21 protein-coding genes are annotated in these 22328 nt (G+C 72.3%); 8 read left to right on the top strand and 13 right to left on the bottom strand.

What is annotated here, in order from left to right; all coding sequences use genetic code 11:
- Positions 1 to 135: 135 nt before the first annotated feature.
- Both CNQ36_RS00715 and CNQ36_RS00710 read right to left on the bottom strand, forming a co-directional pair.
- Positions 136 to 1173, bottom strand: coding sequence for an ABC transporter permease (locus tag CNQ36_RS00715; protein WP_121544490.1), 1038 nt, complete (start codon positions 1171 to 1173; stop codon positions 136 to 138).
- On the bottom strand, positions 1170 to 2087 hold the full coding sequence (locus tag CNQ36_RS00710; RefSeq protein WP_121544489.1) for a ribokinase: 918 nt from the start codon (positions 2085 to 2087) through the stop codon (positions 1170 to 1172). Before CNQ36_RS00710 ends, CNQ36_RS00715 begins: the two co-directional genes overlap by 4 nt.
- 479 nt (positions 2088 to 2566) lie before the next feature.
- Between CNQ36_RS00710 and CNQ36_RS00705 the strand changes: the two genes are divergently transcribed.
- Positions 2567 to 2926, top strand: coding sequence for a hypothetical protein (locus tag CNQ36_RS00705; protein WP_121544488.1), 360 nt, complete (start codon positions 2567 to 2569; stop codon positions 2924 to 2926).
- A 129-nt stretch (positions 2927 to 3055) separates the two neighbouring features.
- Positions 3056 to 3472 (top strand): hypothetical protein, encoded by a 417-nt coding sequence (locus CNQ36_RS00700; protein ID WP_121544487.1) that lies wholly within the window; start codon positions 3056 to 3058, stop codon positions 3470 to 3472.
- A 209-nt stretch (positions 3473 to 3681) separates the two neighbouring features.
- Here the strand turns inward: CNQ36_RS00700 and CNQ36_RS00695 are convergent, their stop codons facing one another.
- Together CNQ36_RS00695 and CNQ36_RS00690 are read right to left on the bottom strand one after the other, a co-directional pair.
- Entirely contained in the window at positions 3682 to 4491 is an 810-nt protein-coding gene (locus CNQ36_RS00695; protein WP_163013168.1) for a hypothetical protein, read from the bottom strand.
- A 6-nt stretch (positions 4492 to 4497) separates the two neighbouring features.
- Entirely contained in the window at positions 4498 to 4875 is a 378-nt protein-coding gene (locus CNQ36_RS00690; protein ID WP_004936659.1) for a hypothetical protein, read from the bottom strand.
- A 117-nt stretch (positions 4876 to 4992) separates the two neighbouring features.
- Here CNQ36_RS00690 and CNQ36_RS00685 point away from each other — a divergent pair, with 117 nt between their 5' ends.
- Complete coding sequence (locus tag CNQ36_RS00685) at positions 4993 to 9609, top strand: CHAT domain-containing protein (protein ID WP_121544485.1); 4617 nt, start codon at positions 4993 to 4995, stop codon at positions 9607 to 9609.
- 36 nt (positions 9610 to 9645) lie between these two features.
- Here the strand turns inward: CNQ36_RS00685 and CNQ36_RS00680 are convergent, their stop codons facing one another.
- Entirely contained in the window at positions 9646 to 10113 is a 468-nt protein-coding gene (locus CNQ36_RS00680) for an SRPBCC family protein (protein ID WP_121544484.1), read from the bottom strand.
- A gap of 152 nt (positions 10114 to 10265) precedes the next feature.
- On the opposite strand from CNQ36_RS00680, the gene CNQ36_RS00675 reads away from it, so the two are divergent.
- Together CNQ36_RS00675 and CNQ36_RS00670 are read left to right on the top strand one after the other, a co-directional pair.
- Positions 10266 to 10703, top strand: coding sequence for an NfeD family protein (locus CNQ36_RS00675; RefSeq protein ID WP_121544483.1), 438 nt, complete (start codon positions 10266 to 10268; stop codon positions 10701 to 10703).
- A gap of 33 nt (positions 10704 to 10736) precedes the next feature.
- Positions 10737 to 11846 (top strand): SPFH domain-containing protein, encoded by a 1110-nt coding sequence (locus tag CNQ36_RS00670; protein WP_121544482.1) that lies wholly within the window; start codon positions 10737 to 10739, stop codon positions 11844 to 11846.
- A 63-nt stretch (positions 11847 to 11909) separates the two neighbouring features.
- On the opposite strand, the gene CNQ36_RS00665 is transcribed toward CNQ36_RS00670, so the two are convergent.
- A complete protein-coding gene (locus CNQ36_RS00665; RefSeq protein ID WP_121544481.1) occupies positions 11910 to 12515 on the bottom strand; it encodes a GOLPH3/VPS74 family protein in 606 nt (201 codons plus the stop codon).
- A 63-nt stretch (positions 12516 to 12578) separates the two neighbouring features.
- Complete coding sequence (locus CNQ36_RS00660) at positions 12579 to 12815, bottom strand: muconolactone Delta-isomerase family protein (RefSeq protein ID WP_228312880.1); 237 nt, start codon at positions 12813 to 12815, stop codon at positions 12579 to 12581.
- A 171-nt stretch (positions 12816 to 12986) separates the two neighbouring features.
- Between CNQ36_RS00660 and CNQ36_RS00655 the strand changes: the two genes are divergently transcribed.
- Positions 12987 to 13277, top strand: a complete 291-nt coding sequence (locus CNQ36_RS00655) for a hypothetical protein (RefSeq protein ID WP_121544480.1) — start codon at positions 12987 to 12989, stop codon at positions 13275 to 13277.
- Positions 13278 to 13439: 162 nt separating this feature from the next.
- Here the strand turns inward: CNQ36_RS00655 and CNQ36_RS00650 are convergent, their stop codons facing one another.
- Genes CNQ36_RS00650 through CNQ36_RS00625 form a run of 6 tightly spaced genes read right to left on the bottom strand, consistent with a single transcriptional unit; the run spans position 13440 to position 19720 of the window.
- Positions 13440 to 14165 carry a sulfite exporter TauE/SafE family protein gene (locus tag CNQ36_RS00650; protein ID WP_121544479.1) on the bottom strand — a complete coding sequence of 242 codons (726 nt, stop codon included), beginning with the start codon at positions 14163 to 14165 and terminating at the stop codon, positions 13440 to 13442.
- A complete protein-coding gene (locus tag CNQ36_RS00645) occupies positions 14156 to 15196 on the bottom strand; it encodes an ABC transporter ATP-binding protein (RefSeq protein ID WP_121544478.1) in 1041 nt (346 codons plus the stop codon). The genes CNQ36_RS00650 and CNQ36_RS00645 overlap by 10 nt, the downstream gene beginning before the upstream one ends.
- On the bottom strand, positions 15189 to 16199 hold the full coding sequence (locus tag CNQ36_RS00640) for an ABC transporter ATP-binding protein (RefSeq protein WP_121544477.1): 1011 nt from the start codon (positions 16197 to 16199) through the stop codon (positions 15189 to 15191). Before CNQ36_RS00640 ends, CNQ36_RS00645 begins: the two co-directional genes overlap by 8 nt.
- Positions 16196 to 17182 (bottom strand): ABC transporter permease, encoded by a 987-nt coding sequence (locus CNQ36_RS00635; RefSeq protein WP_121544476.1) that lies wholly within the window; start codon positions 17180 to 17182, stop codon positions 16196 to 16198. The genes CNQ36_RS00640 and CNQ36_RS00635 overlap by 4 nt, the downstream gene beginning before the upstream one ends.
- 14 nt (positions 17183 to 17196) lie before the next feature.
- Positions 17197 to 18126: an ABC transporter permease gene (locus CNQ36_RS00630; protein WP_121544475.1), complete on the bottom strand. Its 930-nt coding sequence runs from the start codon at positions 18124 to 18126 to the stop codon at positions 17197 to 17199.
- A 1-nt stretch (position 18127) separates the two neighbouring features.
- A complete protein-coding gene (locus CNQ36_RS00625) occupies positions 18128 to 19720 on the bottom strand; it encodes an ABC transporter substrate-binding protein (RefSeq protein ID WP_163013167.1) in 1593 nt (530 codons plus the stop codon).
- A gap of 284 nt (positions 19721 to 20004) precedes the next feature.
- Here CNQ36_RS00625 and CNQ36_RS00620 point away from each other — a divergent pair, with 284 nt between their 5' ends.
- Positions 20005 to 20991, top strand: a complete 987-nt coding sequence (locus tag CNQ36_RS00620; protein ID WP_163013166.1) for a 2-hydroxyacid dehydrogenase — start codon at positions 20005 to 20007, stop codon at positions 20989 to 20991.
- Between the two features lie 59 nt (positions 20992 to 21050).
- Positions 21051 to 22325 (top strand): glucarate dehydratase family protein, encoded by a 1275-nt coding sequence (locus CNQ36_RS00615; protein ID WP_163013165.1) that lies wholly within the window; start codon positions 21051 to 21053, stop codon positions 22323 to 22325.
- Positions 22326 to 22328 lie beyond the last annotated feature (3 nt).

Raw genomic sequence — 22328 nt, 5'->3', positions numbered from 1 at the left:
GTCGGGGTTCCGTGGGTCTGTAGGAGGCGGGGGGGAGGAAGGGCCGGTGGGGCGGCGGTGGCAGTGCGGTCCGAGCCGCCGGTGGTGCCGGGGTGCGGGCTTCCGCGGGGGTGTACGGGTGCGGGACGGCGTGGGTCAGGCGCGGGTCTTGCGCTTGCGCTGCCAGGTGTCGGCCGCGACGGCGGCGACGATGACGAGGCCGGTGACGACGGTCTGCCAGAAGGACGAGATGCCCTTGATGTTGAGGATGTTCTGGAGGAGGCCGATGAAGGCGACGCCGATGACGGTGCCCCACATCGTTCCGGAGCCGCCGAAGAGGGCGGCGCCGCCGATGATGACGGCCGAGATGACGGTGAGTTCCAGGCCCTGGCCGGTCACGCCCTGGACGTAGGAGAGGAAGGACAGGCCGAGGACGCCGGCGAGGCCCGCGGTGAAGCCGGAGAGGACGAAGGCGGTCAGCTTGACCCGCTTGACGTTGACTCCGACGAGCCGGGCGGCCTCCTGGTTGCCGCCGACCGCGTAGGTGTTGAAGCCGAAGCGGGAGCGGGCCAGCAGGACGACGCCGATGGCGGCGACGGCGGCGAAGAAGACGAACTGCATGGGCACGAGGCCGAACAGCCGTCCCTGGCCGAGCAGGTTGAACTCCGCGACGCCGGGCTGGGAGGAGCTCAGTGAGATCGGGGCGCCGTCGGAGATGAGCAGGGCGATGCCGCGGAAGACGCTGAGCGTGCCGAGGGTGACGATGAAGGACGGGACGCCGAGGACCACCACGGCCAGGCCGTTGAAGAGTCCGGCGAGGACGCCGACCGCGAGGCCGACGAACATGGCCGCGGGCCAGCTCCAGCCGTCCGATATGAGCATGCCGGTGGAGATCGCGGACAGCGCGTAGGTGGAGCCGACCGAGAGGTCGATCTCACCGTTGAGGATGACGAAGGTCGCCCCGACGGCCATGATGCCGATCTGCGCGATCTGCTGGCCCACCGAGAGGAGGTTGTCGGACTGGGCGAAGGTCGGCGAGAGCACGGTGCCCAGGAGGAAGAGCAGGACGAGCGCGGCGAAGACGCCGGCCTCCCGCGCGTGCAGCAGTCTGCGCAGCGCGAGCGGGGACTGCCGGGTGCTCGCGTCGGACGACGGTGCCGCGGTGGAGGGCGGCTTGGTGGTGGTCGAGGTCACGAGGCACTTCCAATCAGGGCGTTCAGCTGGGCTCGGGTGGGCAGGGCGGGGATGACGCCCGCGATCGACACGGTGTGCGCGCCCGCTGTGGCGGCGAACTCCACGGCTCGGTCGACGGGCCGGCCCTCGGCCAGGGCGACGGCCAGGGCGGCGGTGAAGGAGTCCCCGGCGCCCGTGGTGTCCACGACCGTCCGGGCCGGATGCGGGGGCACCGCCATGACGCCGGTGTCCTGGGCGACCAGCGCGCCCTCGCCGCCGCGGGTGATGACGACGGTGCCGCCGGTGCGCCCTTGCAGCGCGCGGGCCAGGTCCTCGTCGCCGAGCCCGTGCCCCTCGTCGAGGCCGAGGAGGACGGGGGCCTCTGTCTGGTTGGGCGTGAGCACGTCGATGAGGGGCCAGCACGCGTCGGGCAGCGGCCGGGCGGGGGCCGGGTTGAGCAGGGTGCGGGTGCCGCTCTCGCGTCCGGCACGGAGGGCGGCGACGACGGCTTCCTCGGGGATCTCCATGGAGACGACGAGGATGTCGGCGGAGGCGATCTCGGCACGGAAGGCGTCGACGGCGGCGGCGTCCAGGTCGTCCAGGGCGCCGGGGGCGATGGCGATGCGGTTCTCCCCGGACGGCTCGACCAGGATGAAACCCACCATGGTGGGCGCTCCGGCGGTGACCACGTGCTGGGCGCTCACCCCTTCGCGCCGCCACAGCTCGCGGGCGGAGCGGCCGAACTCGTCGTCGCCGACGGCGGTGAGCAGCGCGACCTCGGCGCCCAGCCGGGCGGCGCCGACGGCCTGGTTGCTGCCCTTCCCGCCGGCGCCCGAGTCGAAGAGGCCGCCCGAGACGGTCTCACCGGCTGCGGGCGCCTTGGGGACCCGCATGGTCAGGCCGGCTCCGTAACTTCCGACAACCGCGATCTTCATCGGCACACGCCTTTGTGTATGGACAACCATGGACAAGCGAGAGCGTAGGTACAGGGATGTCCATAGTCAATGGTTGTGCGCGCAGCGAATGCCGAACACGAGACATCCGGCCCTCAAGTCCCTCACCTGGCGGCAAACGAGCAGCTCAGAAACCACCGCCACCCCACCTGCACCCAGCCGCAGAGGTCGCAACCCTGCCGACGGCTCCACAACCGCCTCCACAGCCAGACAGCCCGCGCCACCGCAGGCACCAACACTGCTTGTTGGCCAGGTGTATTGGCGGCCGCAGGCGGATGTGTGCGGGCGCTGCGCGATCCGGACCGGCCCTGTCCGGCCGTTACGCACTCCCGGTCCGGAGGTGGACAGCCGCTCGTCCCCTCCACCGCCTCCACACGAAGACCGCCCCTGGCGCCGCACCACCCTTGCCTCGAAGCGTGAGCTGTGGCTGACTGGCAACGGCGCCGAGCGGGAGCAGGGGCATGGGCAACGGCAACTGGGTCGTGACAGCGGAGTACTACAGCGACACGTACAGGACCGAGTTCATCCGCCGCGGGCTGGAGACGAAGGACGAGGCACTGAAGGCCCTCCGCGCCGCCCTCCACACGTACTCACCCAGCAAGAACATTGTCGAGAAGCGGCGCCGCGTGTACCGCTTCGCCGAGCAGGAGTCATACCTGGTGGTGATCAAAGGCAAGCTGACGGAGTGGGAGTGCACCCTGCGCATCGCGGAGCTGGTCTCGGACTCGAGTGACCCTGCGGTGGCCACGCGGGCGCGTGGGGACGGCGACGCGGCAGGGGCTGCTGACGGACCGCAGGACCGGATCCCGCCCGGCTACTGAGCAACGGTCCGGGTTCCTCCCGGGTCGGTGGCCTGCAGGAACCGCGGCCTTGCGTCCAGCGCCTGTCCGTTGGGGTGCCTGATGGCCAGTAGCCTGCTGCCAGCTGTGTGCCGGGGGGAGAGAGCTGACGTGGTGAATATCCTGTCCGTGGCCATCGGGGCTGGTTTCGGTCTCATAGGGGCCGTGTTCGGGTCGTGGTTCACCGCGCGTCGGCAAGACCGCATGTGGCTGCGCGAACAGAAGCTGAAAGCCGGGGTCGGCTTCAACGCCGCCGTGGTCCAGCTCATCGACTACCTTCGGGAGAACCGGCTGAGTGACGACGGCGCCGGGGCCAACGAACTGGCGGGCCGGCTGCAGGAAGCCCGGTCGGCCCTCTACCTGCTGTGCGCCGACGACACCGTCGATCTCGCCGACGCCCTGGCACGTCGGGTCTGGAGTTCCCGGCCCAGCGAGGGCAGCGACGACCGCAGGGCCGAGCACCGGGAGACAGAGGAACTCCTGCGCCGATTCACCCATCAGCACCGGCGAGAGATCGCCAGGACCTAGTCTCTGGATGGGCGCAGGTGTCGCGGCTCGCGGCGGATACGGGCCGACGGGACGATGCTGTCCCCGAGGACGACGATCAGTCCCGTGCGGCTTCCCGCGGGGCGTGCCGGCGGTATCAACCTGACCGGGCCGAGCGCTGCGAGACGCTGCACGCGGGACCATGCCTGCGGGGCGCCCCGCACCTCACCGCAGGGCGCGTCGCGGTGTGTTCAGGCGCCGCCCTTGCGGAGCATGTCGTCGATCCGGGCGCCCTCCGCCGCCCCGACCCCCTCCGTACCGAGGGGGACACCCAGCGCCTCGGCGAGCGCACGGTGGTGGACGTCGACGGCCGACTCGATGAGCGTCGCCAGATCGTCCAGAGCGGTGCGCGCCCGGCGCCACCCGGTGAGGAAGACGCAGGCCCCGACCACGAGGGCCGGCCACCACACGATCCCCACCAGCGCGTAGAGGCAGGCCCAGCCGGCCAGGGACACCGCATCCGCGAAGGCGGCCCGCGCGCTGATCACGGGCCTGCGCGCCTCGTCGCCCAGCAGCAGCCACAGCCGGGGCCAGGCCGCCGAGGCGTCGAACCAGTACTGCGCCCGCGTCCGCGCCTCGACCAGCCTGATCCGGTCGCTCATCCACGTCCGACGCTGCGGCAGATACGCCGCCACGGTCTCCACCCCGGCCCGCTCGGCCGCGCGCACCGCCCTACGGCGCCGCCGCCCGCCACCGGAGGGCCTGGCGCTCAGCCACACCCGCTCGACGGCCACGCCCAGTTCACTCGCGAGCGCGCCCACCACGCCCGCCGCGAGCAGCGCCAGGCCGACGTCCACCGCCGCCCCGGACGGCTCCCGGTGCCAGCCGTGCCACACCGACTCGGCCCACACCCGCAACTCGTCGGCGCTCAGCGCCCCTTCGTGACCGAGGTGCCGGCCCGCCACCCCTACGGTGACCAGCAGCAGGCCCGGCAGGAGCACGGCGGTGAACCAGCGGCTGTTCACATGCCGGTTCAGTTCGGCGAGTACACCCGTGACCATCGCAGGTCACGCCGTCGGCCGCATGGCCGCACCGAAGGCGTGGCACACCGGTACATGCCCCTGCGCGTCCCGCCCCGCCGTCCGGTCGCACCGCTCACGCGGACAGACGTAGGTGCCCGTGCCGACCGGCGTCGGCCGTGTGACGCCCGGGAAGCCGACCAGGCCGAGCACGTCGCGGCCCGACCAGGCTCGGACGACCTCAGGGTCCCCGTCCCGTACCCACTTGCGCACCGCGCGCAGCGCCGAACCGCCTTCCTGGACCCGGGCCACGTCCCGGTCCAGCCGCTCACCGACACCCGTCCGTCGCGCCTGCTCGCGCAGCCCCGGCAACCGGGCACACCATATGGCGAGCGCCTCGGACTCGGTCGGTTCCTCGGACGTCATGGACCCTCCGCGCAAGGTCGGTCACTCTGGGGTGAACGGTCGTATCGTTGTGTGCCTGTCGTGTCGTCAGGGTGCCACAGGCCAGGTGGGTGACGGCGGGGAAAAGGATGGGGCGGGATGAGGTTACGGGCCTGGGGCGATCCCGAGCGGCGGATCGAGGACAGCGTCACCCGGTACCTGAGCACCGGACGCGCGGCCGAGGTCGCCCGTACTCAACTCCTGAGTGATGCCGACAAGTTGCTGGCTCAAGTCGCCGAGGCGCCGCCCCGCTCGCCCGAGCGGGAGCGGGTCCTCACTCTGGTGGGCCTGCTCTACCTCGCCCGCGAACTGGTCCTGCGCCAGGGCGCCGTACTTCCCGAGGCCTCTTACATCGCCGCGGCCCTGGGCCTGCTGCACGACACCCGGCCGCAGTTGCTCCCCGCGCCCCTGTGGGACCTGGCCGTGGAGTTCGGGGCCGACCCGGAGACCCGCGCCGAGACCGCCGCCTCGTTCGCGCAGGCCGAGAAGGACGGCGGCGCCGATCCCGTCGCCTTCCTCGTCGCATTGGAAAACGCGGTGGCCGACCTGCCCCCGGCCCATCCGCGCCGGTGCCCCTACGCCCTGCTCCTCGCCGTCCACTGGCTCGAACGCGCCGTGACCTTCGAGGACGCGGGCGACCTCGACCGCGCCGAAGGGTGGGGACGCTCCGCACTCGCACTCACCGCCACCGGCGACCCCACACGCGTCGCCGCGCTGCACGCACTCGTCGCCACCCTCACCCGCCGGACGGACCGGCACGACACGGCCGCCCACGCGGCAGCCGCCGTACGGATGTGCCGCAAGTACCTCGCCGCCGTACCGCCCGGCCAAAGTGAACACCTCGCCGCCCGCTTCACGTTGGGCACCGTCCTGCAGGCCCGCCACGCCCACACCCGGGCGTCGCGGGACCTCGACGAGGCGGTGGACGTGCTGCGGGGCGCCGTCGCCGACGCCAGGCCCACAGGCGGCCCGTCGCCGGACCAGCTCAGGAGCTTCGCGGCGACGCTGTACGACCGCTACGTCCGCGAGCACGCCCAGGAAGACCTGGACGAGGCGCTGGGCGCGATGAAGGAGGCCGTGTCCACGGCCGCCGCGCGTGGCGGTCCGGCGGCGGCTTCGGCCCTGCGGACCGAACTGGTCGCCCTGGAACGGGAGAACGCCGCCGGCCGTGCCCTGGACGTGACCCGCCGGCCGCTCCGCCGCCCACCGACGCCCCACCAGCGAGCCGAGGAGGGGCGCGAACTGGTCGACCGCTCCCAGACACCGGAGGGGGGAGGCCTGCTCGACCTCGACCAGGGCATCGAACTGCTCGGCGGCGCCCTGCGCGACCTGCCCCCGGACTTCCCCGACCGCGCGCCCTACGCCGCCTATCTGGGCCAGGCCCTGCTGAACCGCTATGCGGCCGAGCAGGACGCGGCGGACCTGGACGCGGCCGAGGAGTCGGTCCGGCAGGCGGTGCGGCTGTGCCCCGAGGGCGACGGCAACCAGGTGCCGTTCCGCACCCTGCTCGCCATGATCGCCGACGCCCGCCACCAACGCCTCGGCACGCCCGAGACCCGCGACGCGGCCGTCCAGCGGTGGCGAGACCTGCTGTCCCGGCCGCTCGACCTGACCGGATACCGCCGACGGACCCTGCACCGGCTCGGTGCCCACCTCGTCGCCCGCCACGAGGACTCCGGCACCCTCTCCGACCTCGACGAGGGCGTGGACGCCCTAAGGCAGGCCCGCGACGCTGCCGGCCCCGCCGACGGGGAACACGGCCCCGTCGCCCTCGACCTCGCCGCCGCCCTGCTCCGCCGCCAGGAACACAGCGGCACCGCGCGCGACCTCGACGAGGCTCACACCTGCCTGACGGCCGCGCTGGACCGCCTCCCGCCCGACGACCCCCGGCACACCCGCGCCCGCGACCTGCTGGCCACCGTGACCGAACGCCGGCGCGAGATCCACACCCGCCACGAGGAGAAGGCGGTACCGGTCCTGCGCTCCAGCACCTTCGTCTCAGGCCCGGCCGACCCGCCCGCCGTGCCGGCCGGCCAGGCGGGCGGCGACCCCGACGACCCCAGCTCCGTCGTCCGTCACAGCAACCGCGTCAACACCCTCATCGGACATTTCCGGCACACCGGCGACACCGAGGCCCTCACGGAGGCCGTCGACATCAGCCGCCGCCTGCTCACCGGCATGCCGGACACCCACCCCTACCAGGCGCTCGTCCACGCCGACCTGGGCGCCGGACTGCTGCTGCGCTTCGAGCACGAGGGCGACCCCCGCGACCTCGACGCCGCCGTCGACCACCTGCGCCGAGGCGCGCACGGTCCCGACGCCACCGTCCAGCAACTGCGCAACCAGCTGAACCGCCAGGACCTCACCGTCGAGGAACTCGACCGCATGACCGGCGGCTCGCTCGCCGGAGTCCTCGAACTGACCGGCGGACGCGGCAAGGAACTCGCCCACCTCGCCGGAGCCCTCGTCCGCCGCTTCGAACGCGACGGCGCCGCAGGCGACCTGGAGGAAGCGGTCGCCTCCGCACGCCGCGCGGTCGAAACGACGCCCGCCGAGAGCACCGTCGACCTGCACGACCGGCAGTCCATGCTCGGCCTCGTCCTGCTGACCCGGTACCGGCACACCGGCCACCGCACCGACCTCGACCAGTGCGTCGACTCCGGACGCGCCGTCCTCGCCCTGACCGACGACATCGTGGGCGGCCCGCCCGGCGAGCACCGGCGCAGCGCCCTCACCGCCCTGTGCAACCGCCTGCGCATCCGCTACCTGCTCACCGACGACGCCGACGACCTCGAGGAGTCCGTCGCCGCCGGACGGGAGGCCGCGCGACTCCAGCCGCCGGGAACCTCGGACAAGCACCTGCGGACCAACCTCGGCCTCGCCCTGTGGGATCGGTGGGCACGGCACGGCGAGGCAGCCGACCTCGACGAGGCGATCGACCTCACCGACACGGTCGCCCACGCGCTGCACCCCTCCTCTCCCCGACGCGCCCACGTCCTGCGCACCCTCGCCCGGATGCTGGGCGACCGCAGCCTCGCCGGACCGGCCGCCGCCCACCCCGGCGACGCGGCCCGCTGCCTGGCCCTGTCCCGCGAGGCGGCCACCCACGCCGACACCTCGCCCCCGGCCGAGCGCCTCCAAGCCGCCGTCGCCTGGGGCGACTTCGCCGCCGCCCGCGCCGCCGACGGGAAGGGCGACTGGGCCGAGGCCGCCGACGCCTACGCGGCCGCCGTCGACCTGCTCGCGCTTCTCACCTGGCGCGGACTGCCCCGCGGCGACCGAGAGCGCCGCCTCGCCCCGTACGCCCACCTGGCCACCGACGCCGCCGCCTGCGCGGTCCTCGCCGGGTGGCCCGAACAGGCCGTCGAACTTCTCGACCAGGGCCGCTCCGTCCTGTGGAGCCAGGTCCTCGACACCCGTACCGACCTCACCGCGCTGCACACCGCCCACCCCGATCAGGCGGCCCGCCTGGAGGAACTGCGGGCGGGCCTCGACGACCTGCCCGACGGCCGTACCGGACCCGATGACGACGCCGAGTACCGGCGCCGCCTGGCCCGTGCCTGGGACACCCTGCTCGACGAGATCCGGCTCCTGCCGGGCTTCGCGCACTTCCTGAAGCCGCTGCCCTTCGCCGACCTCTCGGCCGCGACCGCCGGCGGCCCCATGATCCTCGTCAACGTAAGCCGGTTCCGCTGCGACGCCCTCGTTGTCACCCCCGGCCGGGTCCATGTCGTCCCCCTGCCCGGCTTGACCGCTCCCGCGGCGCAGCGCCGCACGCGGGACTACCTCGCCGCCCTCGAACGCCTCGACGACCCCGGGACGCCTACCGGACCCACCCAGCAGGCCCTGCTGAGCACCCTGGAGTGGCTGTGGGACACGGTCGCCGCGCCGGTCCTCGATTCCGAGCTAGCCCCGTCCTGGCGGGGCGGACGCGTGTGGTGGTGCGCGACCGGCCCGCTCGCCCTGCTGCCCCTGCACGCCGCCGGCTACCACGACCCCGACGACGAGCGCGAGTACGACGCCGTCCTGGCCCGCGTGGTCTCCTCGTACATGCCGACCCTGCGCGGCCTCCTGCGGGCCCGGCGCCCCACCGCGCCGCCCGACCACGTACGCCGGCTGCTGATCCTGGCCCTCGGCGACCCACCGCCGTACGCGTCCCACCTCACCCCGCTGCCCGGCGCCCGCCAGGAGGCCGAAGCGCTGCGCCGCCGCTTCCCCGAACGGCACACCCTGCGGCTCGGCGCGGCCGCCACCGCCCAGCAGGCGCTGTACCTGCTCGACGGCCACACCTGCGTCCACTTCGCCTGCCACGCCGGCCAGAACCTCGCCGACCCCAGCAAGGGCGCCCTGTACCTGCACGACCGGCCGCTCACGGTCACCGACCTGGCCCGACTCGACCTGGAGACGCCCCAGTTGGCCGTGCTCTCCGGCTGCCAGACCGCCGTCGGCGGCACCGACCTGCCCAACGAGGCCATCCACCTGGCGGCGGCCCTCCTCCTCGGCAACTTCCGGCACGTCGTCTCCACCCTGTGGCCCATCGGTGACGACAGCGCCCGCGCCCTGACCGACGAGGTGTACGCCCTGCTGGGCGACCCCGCGGGCCGCATCCACCCCTCCCGCACACCCCGGGCCCTCCACCGCGCGGTCCTGGAGGCCCGCCGCCGCGCCCCCGACGCCCCGCTCGGCTGGGCCTCACACGTCCACTTCGGGCCGTAGGAAGGCGAGGCGGTAAGCCGCAACCGAGGACCTGAGTCAGCTCGCCGCTTCGACGTACGACGCCAGGTTGGCCAGCGAGGAGGCGATCCCGGCCTCATGGTCCGCTTGGCCGATGCCGGGTGGCACGTCGGTGGCGGTGACGGTCACCTCGGTCCCGTCACCGACGGCGGCGAGGCGCCAGGTCATGGTCATGGTGCCTGCGTACGACGGATCGTCGGCCTCGAACACCGCCCGCTGCACCACACACTCCGGTGGCACCAAGTCGGCGAACCCGACGTCGACGACGTCCGTCGCCTCCGAGGTCTTGCCGGGGCTGTCGGTGGAGTCGAGGTAGGTGAGGATCATCCGGAACCCGCCGCCAGGCCGGGGATCCCACCGCTCGACCCGCCCGCGCATTCCGTCCGGCGGCAGCCAGGCCTCGAGCGACTCCCGGTCGAGGAGGGCGCCGTAGACAGTCGCCGGTGGTGCCGCGATGACCCGGCTGGCGCGGTCGGTCCTGCTCATGGCCCGAGCCTAGGGCCCAGAACGTTCTGCTGAGCCCATACTCATAGAACGACAATCCCTGCAACGATCATGAACCACGGCTCCCGTGTCCGTTCTGCCCCGCGTTACGGCGGGTATCTCGGTGGGGAAGCCCCTGTAAGGAGGGCGGTGCGATGCCGTGGTTCGTATGGTTGCTTGCCGCGGGGGTGCTGGGCGCCGCGGAGTTCTTCACCCTGACACTGGCCTTCGGGCTGATGGCGGGCGCGGCGTTGGTGGCCGCCGTGGTCGCAGGTGCGGGCATCGGCATGCTCGGCCAACTCGTCGCCTTCGCGACAACAGCGGCAGCGGGTCTTGTCATCGTCCGTCCCGTCGCGCTGCGGCACATGGCGCAGACCCCCCTCACACGCGAGGGCAGTGACGCGCTGATCGGCAAACGGGCCGAGGTCGTACAGGAGGTCACCGCAACGCACGGCCTGATCAAGCTCTCGGGCGAGGAATGGTCAGCCCGCGCACTCGACGAGAGCCATGTGATACCCATCGGAGCGCTGGTGGACGTCATGGAGATCGAAGGCGCCACAGCCATCGTCTACCCCCGCGAGCTCCTTCCGTGAACGGCTGAACGCGCACAGCGACGGAGGCACACTGTGGATCCAGTTGTCATCCTTATTCTTGTGGCGGCCATCGTCGTCGTCTTCCTCGTGGCCTCCACCGTGCGGATCGTCCCGCAGGCGCGCCGTTACAACATCGAGCGGTTCGGCCGATATCGCCGCACGCTGCAACCCGGCCTGAACGTCGTCGTGCCGGTGGCGGACCGCATCAACACCAAACTCGACGTGCGCGAGCAGGTCTACTCCTCCGACCCCAGGCCGGTGATCACGGAGGACAACCTCGTGGTGAACATCGACACCGTGCTCTACTACCAGATCACGGATCCACGGGCGGCGGCCTACGAGGTCGCCGATTACCTGCACGCGATCGATCAGCTCACCGTGACCACGCTGCGCAACGTCATCGGCAGCATGGACCTGGAGGAGACGCTCACCTCGCGTGAGGAGATCAACTCCCGGCTGCGCGCCGTGCTCGACGACGCCACCGGAAAGTGGGGCATCCGGGTCAACCGCGTCGAGATCAAGGCCATCGATCCACCGCACACCATCAAGGAGGCGATGGAGAAGCAGATGCGGGCCGAGCGTGACAAGCGCGCGGCCATTCTGCACGCCGAAGGGGAGCGGCAAGCCAAGATCCTTACTGCGGAAGGCACTAAGCAGAAGGACATCCTGGAGGCCCAGGGCACGCAACAGGCCATGATCCTTCGGGCGGACGGCGAGGCCAAGGCGGTGGAACTCGTCTTCCAGGCCGTCCATCGCAACAACGCCGACCCGAAGGTCCTGGCCTACAAGTATCTGGAGACGCTCCCGCACTTGGCGAGCAGCGACAACAACACGTTCTGGGTGATCCCGGGGGAGCTGACGGAGGCGGTGCGGACCGTCACCCGTGCGTTCGGTGACCAGCCGACGGCGGGTCCGCCCACGGCCGCGCAGCCGGAGGAAGCAGCCACCGCCGACGCCGACGACACATCGGACGCAAGCCGGGTTCCCGGGCTCGAAGCGGGCTCGGTGGTTTCGCTCGACGCCGCGGCTGCCGCTGACGAGGCAGAGAAGCAGGCCGCCGCCGCGGTGAGCGACGCCAAGGCGGAGGCCGCAGCCGCGATGTCACCCCAGGTGCCGGGCCGGGGGCAGACGTCCGGGGACTGATCCCACGTCTGGGGTCCCACTCGACCGCCAGTCCGGCACGAGAACGCATCCCGCTCGGACCACTCAGCCCCGCCAGACGTTGTCGAAGGCGTCCTGCTCGATGGCCCGCCGCTGCCGGACGGCCTCCAGTTCCCTCACCGCGTTGTGGACGGCGATCAGTACGGTCACGACTGCGTCGTCGGCCACGGCCGGGGCGTCGTCCATCGTCCGCCGGCAGCCTATGCCGAGCGCCGCCGCCAGGGCGGCCAGGACGGGCTCGTGCGACGTCCACCGGTCCGCCGCCCGGCGGCGTGCCGGCGAATCGGCCGGCACGAGGCGGCCGGTCTCGAACAGCGCCCAGCGGCGGCGTTGCCGGGTGAGCTGTCCGTCCTCCTCCATGGCGGCCCGATAGGCCGTGGACAGGCCGCGGCCCCGGCGCCACAGCCAGTCGTCGACCGACTCATACGGCACCTGCCGGGCCGACGACGACGCGGCCTCGTCCAGCAGGCGGTCCCCCGTGGGCCACGGGTTGTCCGGCACGATGTGCTCACCGTCCAGGGTGAGTGCCCGGGCGGCGAGGAGGTCGATCACCTCGGCTCCCGCGAGCGCGAGGGAGAGGTCGCCCGACTCCACGGGGCGGTCGGGCACCGCGTCCAGGGCGACGATCAACAGGTCCCGTGGGGTGGTCATGAGCGGCTCCAAAGATGAGGGCAGGGATCGGACCGGCCCAGCCGGGGGAGTGGGTCGTGGCGGTCAAGGCGTGGCGCCGGTCCCGCCCGGATCGTTGGGATGGGACTCGAGCGCGGTGACGGTGCGCGTCATCCACGGTCGCAGTGGCAGCGTGCCGAACACCTTCTCGTGGAGATCGTGCTCGTCGTCGGCCCGCCATACACCGATGCTCCGCGACTCGCCGACCGGGCGCCACAGCCGCGCCAGGTGGCCGGTGGCCGCAAGCTCCTTCCGGTGACCACCGCGGTCGGACGGATCCACCCCGGGATTCTCCCTCCAGCCTGCGGCATGCAGGGGCGGGAAGGCGATGCCACAGGACGCCGTCCCCACCGGTGAGGCGTTCAGGCTCGTCAAGCACGCGCGCTGGGTGGCCGGCCGCTGAGACAACGCTGCACTCGGCGCCAGTCCGCGTGGCGCTCGTAGGATGCCTGGATGCCCAACCCGTTACCGATGAGCCGCCGCGCGTGGGTTGTCGCGTGGGTGTTGCTGTGTGCGGTCGGTATCGCCGCCACCGTCGCACTCAACGCCTTCCCGGCGCCTGGTCCGCAACCCGAGAAGCCCGTCAGCGCAGAATGCGCCGAGTACATCGCGGACATCGAGACGCAGCTGGCCAAGGCCAAGCAAGAAGGCGACGACGATGGCGTGCTGGCCTTCACGCGAACCCGGGTTGGCGCGGACGACTGCAGCGACGAAATCCGCGACCACTTCAGCGGCGACCGGTGAGCCGCCGTACAGGACTCGTCGCGACAGCGGGGCTGATCCGCTCGGTGCCGTGGGGTAGAGCGGTCCCGGCTCGGCGCCGTTTGCGGGCCGGCGTCTTCGTTCCTGCCATTGCCCTGTATGTCCGTGAGCCGCTCTTCGGGGCCCGGCTGCTCCTCCGGTTTTCTAAGACTGCAGTTGCTGCGCCACCAGCCCCGCCGCACCGGCGGCGGCGAGCGTCATGGCCGCCGTGCGGGTGTGCCGCGCGTCAAGCCTGCGGGTCAGTGGACCGGCGAGCAGCACGCCGGCGGCCGCCGCCGGCGCGAGCAGCACCGTGCGCTGCAGGGTGTGCGCGCCGATCGCCCCCGCCGCCGCCAGCGCGACCAGGCTCATCAGCGAGCCCGCCAGGAAGAACGCGCTCATCGTGGCCCGCAGCCGGGGCCCGCCCAGCCGCTGCCACACCATCGCCATCGGCGGACCCCCGATGGAGGTCGCCGTGCCCATCAGCCCCGAGGCCATCCCGGCCAGGAACACCGAGGAGCGCCGCGCCCGTGGTGCGTACCCCGCCGCGCTCACCGCGACGCCGGTGAGCACCACCCCGGCGATGAGCAGCGCGAGGTGCTTCGCCGGCAGCACCACCACAAGGAGCGCTCCGGCGACCGTTCCCGGCACCCGTCCGACGAGGGCCCAGCCGCAGCCGCGCAGGTCCGCCACGCCCCGCTCCCGCACCAGTACCGCCGCCGTCACCCCGGCGGCGAGCAGCAACACCACCGGCGGTGCCGAGGCGGGGTCGACCAGGGAGAACACCGGCGCGGCGATCATGCCCAGGCCGAAGCCGACGGACACCTGGAGCACCGCCCCGACGCCCACCGAGAGGGCGAGCAGAGCGAACTCCGTGCCGGTCACGCCCACGCGGACCGCGCCTCCAGGGGGAAGTGGCACAGTGCGGTGTGGTCGTCGCCCGCGCCCGCGGACTCCCGGACGACGACCGGGGGCTCCGCGGTGGCGCAGATGTCCTCGGCGCGTGGGCAGCGGGTGCGGAAGCGGCAGCCGGAGGGGATGTCGAAGGGCGACGGGACCTCGCCCTTGAGCTGGATCTCCCGGTCGTGAGCCGCGCGGGAGGCGTCCAGGACCGGTGCCGCCGACATCAGCGCGGCGGTGTAGGGGTGCTGGGGACGGTCGAACACGTCCTCGGTCCCGCCGTGTTCGATGACCTTGCCCAGATACATCACCGTCACCCGGTCGGAGATGTACCGCACCACGGACAGGTCGTGGGAGATGAACACGTACGCGACGCCGAGCCGGGACTGGAGTTCCGAGAGCACGTTGAGGACCTGCGCCTGCACCGACAGGTCCAGGGCGGAGACCGGCTCGTCGCACACGATGAGGTCGGGGTCCAGGGCCAGCGCGCGGGCGATGCCGATGCGCTGGCGCTGGCCGCCGGAGAACTCGTTGGGGTAGCGGTGGGCGTCGCTCTCCCGCAGCCCGACCAGGGAGAGCAGTTCACGGATCCGCTTCTCGCGGGCCTTGGAGTCGGGGACGACGTCCCGGTGGGTGCGCCAGGGCTCGCCGATCAGATCGGCGGCCGACATACGGGCGTTGAGCGAGGCGAAGGGGTCCTGGAACACCATCTGGACGCGGCGCCGCCAGTTCAGCAGTTCCTTGCCGCGCAGGGCGAACGGGTCGACACCGTCGTAGCGCACCGTGCCCGCGTCCGGGCGCTCCAGCCCGAGCAGCACCCGGGCGAGGGTGGACTTGCCGCAGCCGGACTCGCCGACGAGCCCGAGGGTCTCTCCCCGGTCGAGCCGTAGGTCCACCCCGTCCAGGGCGGTCAGCCGGCGGCGGCCGCCTCCGAAGCCCTTGGTGACACCGCGGACCTCCAGCAGCGGGTGTGCGTCGGTGGGGGGCACGGCGGTCCCGGTGGTGGTGCGGGAGTCAGGCACGGTCGAGCTCCTCGGAGAAGTGACAGGCGGCCGAACGTCCGTCGCCGGTGGCGCGCAGGGACGGCCGTTCCCGGACGCAGCGTTCCCGGACCAGCGGGCAGCGGGCCTGGAAGACACAGCCGGACGGCACCGCGCTCAGCTCGGGCGGGCTGCCGGGGACGGCGGGCAGCGGCTGTCCGCGCTCGGCGTCCTCGGGGACGGAGTCGAGCAGTCCGAGGGTGTAGGGGTGGCGGGGCGCGGAGAAGACCTCGCGCACCGTGCCCTTCTCCACAACTGTTCCGGCGTACATCACGACCACGTCGTCGGCGCGCTGGGCGACCACGGCGAGGTCGTGGGTGATCAGTACGACGGCCATGTCCCGCTCGTCCTGGAGGTCCCGCAGCAGCCGCATGATCTGGGCCTGCACGGTGACGTCGAGGGCGGTGGTCGGCTCGTCGGCGATGAGCACGTCGGGGTCGAGGGCGACGGCCATCGCGATCAGCAGCCGCTGGCGCATGCCGCCGGAGAACTGGTGCGGGTAGGACTTGGCCCGCTGTCTCGGTTCGGGGATGCCGACGCGGGTCATCAGCTCGATCGCCTTCTCCCGGGCCGCGCGCCGGGAGAGCCCGCGGTGGATGCGGAACGGCTCGCCGATCTGCCGGCCCACCGGCTGCACCGGGTTGAGGGCGGTCAGGGCGTCCTGGAAGACGATGGACAGGACGGGGCCGGCCAGTTTGCGGCGCTCGGCCGGGCTGAGGCGCAGGGTGTCCTCGCCCCTGACCCGTACGGCGCCTCCGGTCACCTCCGCCGCGGGGTCGAGCAGTCCCACGACCGACAGCGCGGTCATCGACTTGCCGCAGCCGGACTCGCCGAGCAGGGCCAGGGTGCGGCCCCGGCGGACGCTGAAACTGACGCCGTCCACGGCGCGTACCGTTCCGGAGGCCGTGCTCAGGTCCACGCACAGCCCTTCGACGTCGAGGGCGGGTCCGGTGGTGGAGGGGGCGGGCGCGGGTGCGGTCGTCACGGGATCATCTCCGGGGGAACGGCGGCGGAGGCCCCGCGGCGCTTGCGGGGCAGCGTCAGGCGCCAGCGCTGGGCGGGGTCGGTGGCGATGCGGGCCCAGGCGGCGAGCACCGTGGCGGAGACGGTGGTGAGCACGATGGCCAGCCCGGGCAGCACAGTGATCCACCAGGCGGTCTGGAGGTACTGCCGGCCCTGGGCGACCATCAGGCCCCAGCTGACGTCCGGGGGCTGGATGCCGATGCCCAGGAAGCTCAGCGAGGACTCGGTGAGCATCACGAAGCAGAAGTCGAGGGTGGCGACCGTCAGCAGCGTCGGCAGGGCGATCGGAAGGATGTGCCGGTGGATGATCTGCCGGCTGGGGGTGCCGAAGGTGCGGGCCGCGTCGACGAACAGGCGGCTGCGCAGTTCGGCCGCCTCCGCGCGGGAGGTGCGTAGGTACACCGGGATGCGGGCCACGGCGAGGATCAGCACGATGTTGAGCGCGGAGGGCGAGAAGACGTACAGCACGACGACCGCGATGAGCAGGGAGGGGAAGCTGAGGATGACGTCGGCGACGCGCATCGCCACGCTTTCCCGGCGCCCCCCGTGGTAGCCGGCCCACAGGCCGATCGCCGATCCGATCACCAGCGAGCAGAGCACCGCGGGGACGGCCACGGACAGGGTCGTCCCCGCCGCGTCGATCAGCCGGGCCAGCACGCTGCGCCCGAGGACGTCGGTGCCGAGCAGTCCGTAGAAGCCGTCGCTCAGGGAGGGCGCCCGCAGGGAGGCGTCCAGGTCCTGGCGCTGTGCGCGGTCGCCGATGAGGAGCCGGCCGAAGAGGGCGACCAGGAGGACCACGGAGAGGACGACGGCTCCGGCGGCGGCGACCCGGTCCCGGCCGAGCAGCAGCCACCAGCGCGGCGGGCTCTTGGGGGCGGGGGTGGGGCCCGGGGCGTCCTCGCGCCCGTTCGCGGCGGGGACCTCTTCTTCGGTTTCTTCGGTCACGATGCGTCCTTCGCTCACGCCGGCACCGCCTGACGTACTCGGGGGTCGGTCAGCGCGTGGCAGACGTCGACGAGGATGTTCAGCGCGAAGATCGTCACGGCGGTCATCAGGACGGCGGCCTGGAGCACCGCGAAGTCGCGCTGAAGGATGGAGTCGATCATGAGTTTGCCGATGCCGGGCCAGCCGAAGATCGTCTCCACGATGACGGCGCCGTTGACCAGGCCCACCGTCAGGTCACCGGCCACGGTGAGCACCGGGGTCACGGCGTTGCGCAGGGCGTGGCCGAAGATCACCCGCTGGGGCGTGGCGCCCTTGGCGCGGGCGACCTTCACGTACGGCGCGGAGAGAGCGGAGACCATGCTGCCGCGGACCACCTGGACCAGCACGCCGAAGGGGCGGATGAGAAGGGTCGCGACGGGCAGGACCCAGACCTCGGGCCCCCCGAGGGTGCCCGAGGTGGGCAGCCAGGCGAGGCTCACGCCGAAGACCAGGACGCCCATGACGGCGAACCAGAAGTCGGGGATGCTGGCGGCCGTCATCGACAGCAGGCCGGCGATCCGGTCGACCAGGGAGTTGGGCCGGTAGGCGGCCAGGCTGCCGATCAGCACCGCCCCGGTGATCGCCAGCAGCATGGTGACGCCGGCGAGCTGGAGGGTGACGGGGAAGGCGTCCAGCACCATCTCGGTGGCGGACTGCCCGGTCCGCAGCGAAGTGCCGAAGTCCAGCCGTGCGGCGTCGGCGAGGTAGTTCCACAGCTGGGCCGGGACGGAGAGGTCGAAGCCCTGTGCGGCGGAGAACTCCGCGCGCTGTTCGGCGGTGGCGCTCAGCGGGAGGTAGAGGTCGACCGGGTCGCCGGTCATCCGGGCCAGGAAGAACACGCCCAGTACCACGCACACCAGGGGGACGGCGCTGGAGAGGATGCGTTTGCGCAGAAAAGTGACCATGTCAGTGCCGTCCCGCCTTCGCCGGGCCGACCTCTGCCAGCCGCATCTCGTCGCCTGTGGCGGAGTTCGGCTCGTACCGGATGGACGGTGACAGGCCGAGCAGTCCGCTCATGTGGGCCAGGTGGGCGTACTGGACGACCGTCCTGTTCTGGTCCGCGAGCAGGTTGGCGAAGGCCGTCTGGCGCTGTTCGCCGGAGAGCGCGCCGGCGTCGTCGATGCGCCGGTCGAGCTCCTCGGTGCCGAACGTGGACTGGGGGCCGTCGCTCAGCAGGTACTGGCTCGTGGTGAAGGCCGCGTCACCGGCCTGGTTGCCGTGCATGATCAGCAGGGCGATGGGGCCGACGTTCTCGGGCAGCGGCCGGAGCTGGTACTGGAGCTGGGTGGCGGTGTCCGCCATACGGACCTTGACGTTCAGTCCGATCCGCTGCATCTGGTACTGGAGCGCCTCCGCCGTCTCCGACACCCCGGAGAACATGCCGTTGCGGGCGACCAGGGTGATCTGCCGGCCGACGGGTACGCCGTCGGCCTCGGCCTCCTCGATCAGGGCCTTGGCCTCGGCCACGTTCTGCCGGACGGGTTCGATCCCCTCGTCGTGTCCGACGACTCCGGGCGGGACCAGCTGGCCCGCCGGTTCGGCGAGTCCGCCGAGCAGCGCGTCGATGATGCCCTCCCGGTCCACCGCCAGGTCGACGGCGCGGCGTACCCGTAGGTCGTCGAGCGGCGCCTCGCGGCCGTCCAGTCGCAGCGCGGTGGTCTCGTTGTTGGGGTAGGCGACAGTGGTGTCCTTCCCGGCCTCGACCGGGTCGAGGGCCACGGCGATCTCCGCCTCGTCCTTGTCGATCATGGCGGCGCGGACACTCGCGTCGCTGCGCCACACGTAGCGGGCGCGGGGGAAGTCCGGGGCGTCGCCCCAGTAGTCGTCGTAGCGGCTGAGGTCGATCGCCGCTCCGGCCTTCCAGGAGCTGACGGCGTAGGGGCCGGTGCCTATGGGGACGCGGACCTTGGAATCGGGGTCCGTCGTGCGCGGCACGATCTCCACGAAGCTCAGGCGCAGCGGCAGGATCGGGTCGGGGCGCTCGGTGGTGACGGTCAGCCGGGTGTCGCTCTCCGCCTTCACCTTCAGGTCCTCGTCCCCGAAGACATAGCCCTCCACGTTGCAGGCCAGATCGGAGTTGACGGCCCGGTCGATGGAGAAGGCGGCGTCCTGCGCGGTGAACGGCTTGCCGTTCTGGAAGGTCACCCCCGAACGCGTGTCGAAGGTCCAGGTGCGGTCGCCGGTCTGTTTCCAGCCGGTCGCGAGCAGCGGGTGCAGCTCGCCGGAGTCGGGGTCACGTTCGACGAGGGGCTCGGTGATGTTGGACCGGACGACCACGCCGGTGCCGGTCAGCGACGCCTCGCAGGGTTCCAGGGTCGGTGGCTCCTGGGTGAGCACCACCCGCAGGGTGCGGCCGTCGGCACGGCCGGCGTCACCGGCGGCGCTGCCCGCCACGGCGCAGCCGCTGGACAGCAGCACCGTGCCCGCCAGGAGTGTCGCCGTCGGCGCGCGCAGGCGCCTTCGTCCGGTGGGCGGGAGGGGGGAAACGGAGAACTTCATTGTCTACCTGTCTCCGGTGAGTGCTGGTGTGTCGCGTTCCACGTACGGCGGCTGCGAGAGGCTGTCTACACTTGCGTACGCGGTCTGCATCTGTGAACGCCGAAGCTAAACCGGCACTGCGGCAGCGTCAAGACACGTGCAGCAACGGATCCGTCCCGCTCCCGCGTCACAGCCCTCCGGGCCGCGCGCCGTCCGGCGGCGGGCAGCCCCGCGACGGCCACGGGATTCCGCCCCAGAGTGCGGAGCGCCGCATTCCGCAATTCGCCGAAGAACAGGAGAGCACCATGTCCCGCCCCGGCACCACAACCGAAGCCCCCCAAGCCCCGGCCACCCTGCTCCAGGTCTCCCCCCTCCTCTCCCGCCTGGAGCGGGCCCTCGCCGAGCGCCACCGCACTGTGCGGCTGCACGAACTGCCCGACCCGGAGCGCTTTCTGCGCGACCACGGCGGGGAGGTGACCGTCGCCGTCACCAGCGCGCGGTTCGGGGTCGGCAATGCCCTGATGGACGCGCTGCCGGGGCTGGGCGCGATCGTGCACTTCGGCGTCGGCCACGAGACCACGGACGTGGTCCGCGCCCGGGCGCGCGGCATCGACGTCAGCAATACCCCGGACGTGCTCACCGACTGCGTGGCCGACCTCGCCGTCGGCGCGCTGATCGACGTCATGCGCCGGATGTCGGCGGCCGACCGGTACGTGCGGGCCGGCGGCTGGAGCACCGCGCCCTTCCCGCTGGCCGCGCGGGTGAGCGGGAAGCGGGTCGGCGTCCTCGGGCTGGGCCGCATCGGCCGGGCCGTGGCGCGACGGCTCGAGGGGTTCGGCGTGGAGGTGGCGTACTGCTCGCGCCTCCCGGTGCCCGGCGTCCCCTACCGCCGTCTGCCCACCGCCCTGGCGCTGGCCGAGGCGTGCGACGCGCTCGTCGTCACCGTCGCGGGCGGCGCGGGCACGGAGGGCCTGGTGTCGGCGGCGGTACTGGACGCGCTCGGTCCCGAGGGCCATCTGGTGAACGTCGCGCGGGGCAGCGTCGTCGACGAACCCGCCCTGGTCGCGGCGGTGGAGGAGGGCCGGATCGCGGGCGCGGCGCTCGACGTCTTCGCCGACGAGCCGAACGTGCCGCAGGCGCTCCTGGACTCGGACCGGGTGGTCCTGCTTCCCCACATCGCCAGCGCCACCCGGGAGACCCGCGAGGCCATGGCCGACCTGGTGCTGCGCAACGTGGAGCGGTTCATGACCGAAGGAGTCCTGCTCACCCCGGTGCCGGGGCCCACCCATTGACACCGCCCCACCTGGCTGTCTACAAATGAGAACGCCGACTACATATGAGGATGGCATTCATGGTTCGGACCTCAGAGCGGATCGCCGGCGTCACCGTGACCCCCGTGGCCTTCCGGGACCACCCCTTGCTGAACAGGGTCGGAGTGCACGAGCCCTACGCCCTGCGCACCATCGTGGAGATCACCACCGAGTCCGGTGTCAGCGGCGTCGGCGAGACCTACGGCGGCGCTGTGCACCTGGAGCGGCTGCGCCGCACCGCCGACGAACTGGCCGGCATGGACGTGTGGAGCCTCAACGAGCTGATCGCCCGCACCACCCGCGCGCTGGGCGCCGACACCACGGGCGGCGACGGCATGTCCGGCATGGTCACGGGCAGCAGCACCGTGGACCGCGTCATGTCCCCTTTCGACGTCGCCTGCCTGGACATCCAGGGCAAGCTCGTGGGCCGCCCGGTCAGCGACCTGCTGGGCGGAGCGGTCCGGGACTCGGTCCCCTACAGCGCGTACCTCTTCTACAAATGGGCCGGTCACCCGGGTCAGGAGGACGACGACTGGGGCCCCGCCCTCGACCCGGCGGGGCTGGTCGAACAGGCCCGCCGCATGATCGGCACGTACGGCTTCACCTCGATCAAGCTCAAGGGCGGCGTCTTCCCGCCCGACGAGGAGATCGCGGCGGTCAAGGCGCTGCGCAAGGCGTTCCCGGAGCTGCCGCTGCGGCTCGACCCCAACGCGGCATGGAGTACGGAGACGTCCCTGCACGTCGCCCGGGAGCTGGACGGCGTCCTGCAGTACCTGGAGGACCCCACCGAGGGCATCGACGGCATGGCCGCCGTGGCCCGCGAGACGCCCACGCCGCTGGCGACCAACATGTGCGTGGTGTCCTTCGACGACCTCGCCCCGGCTGTGGCAAAGGGAGCCGTCGGTATCGTCCTGTCCGACCACCACTTCTGGGGCGGTCTGCGACGCTGCGGGCAGCTCGCCGCGATGTGCGAGACCTTCGGTCTCGGCCTGTCGATGCACTCCAACTCGCACCTCGGCATCAGCCTCGCCGCGATGACCCATCTGGCCGCCGCGACACCACGGCTGACTTACGCCTGTGACACGCACTGGCCCTGGAAGCGGCCCGACGAGGACGTCGTCGACCCCGCTCCGCTGCGGTTCGCCGAGGGCCGGCTCGCCGTCCCGACGGCTCCCGGACTCGGCGTCGAACTGGACCGGGACGCCCTGGCCCGGCTGCACCGGCAGTACCTCGACTGCGGGCTGCGCGACCGCGACGACACCGGCTACATGCGCCGTTTCGAACCGTCCTTCTCCACCAAGACCCCCAGGTGGTGAGCG

This window comes from Streptomyces fungicidicus, from assembly GCF_003665435.1.
GTDB classification, from domain to species: Bacteria; Actinomycetota; Actinomycetes; order Streptomycetales; family Streptomycetaceae; genus Streptomyces; species Streptomyces fungicidicus.
The sequence above is the reverse complement of the archived record's forward strand: the minus strand, read 5'-3'. Positions and strand labels throughout refer to the sequence as shown.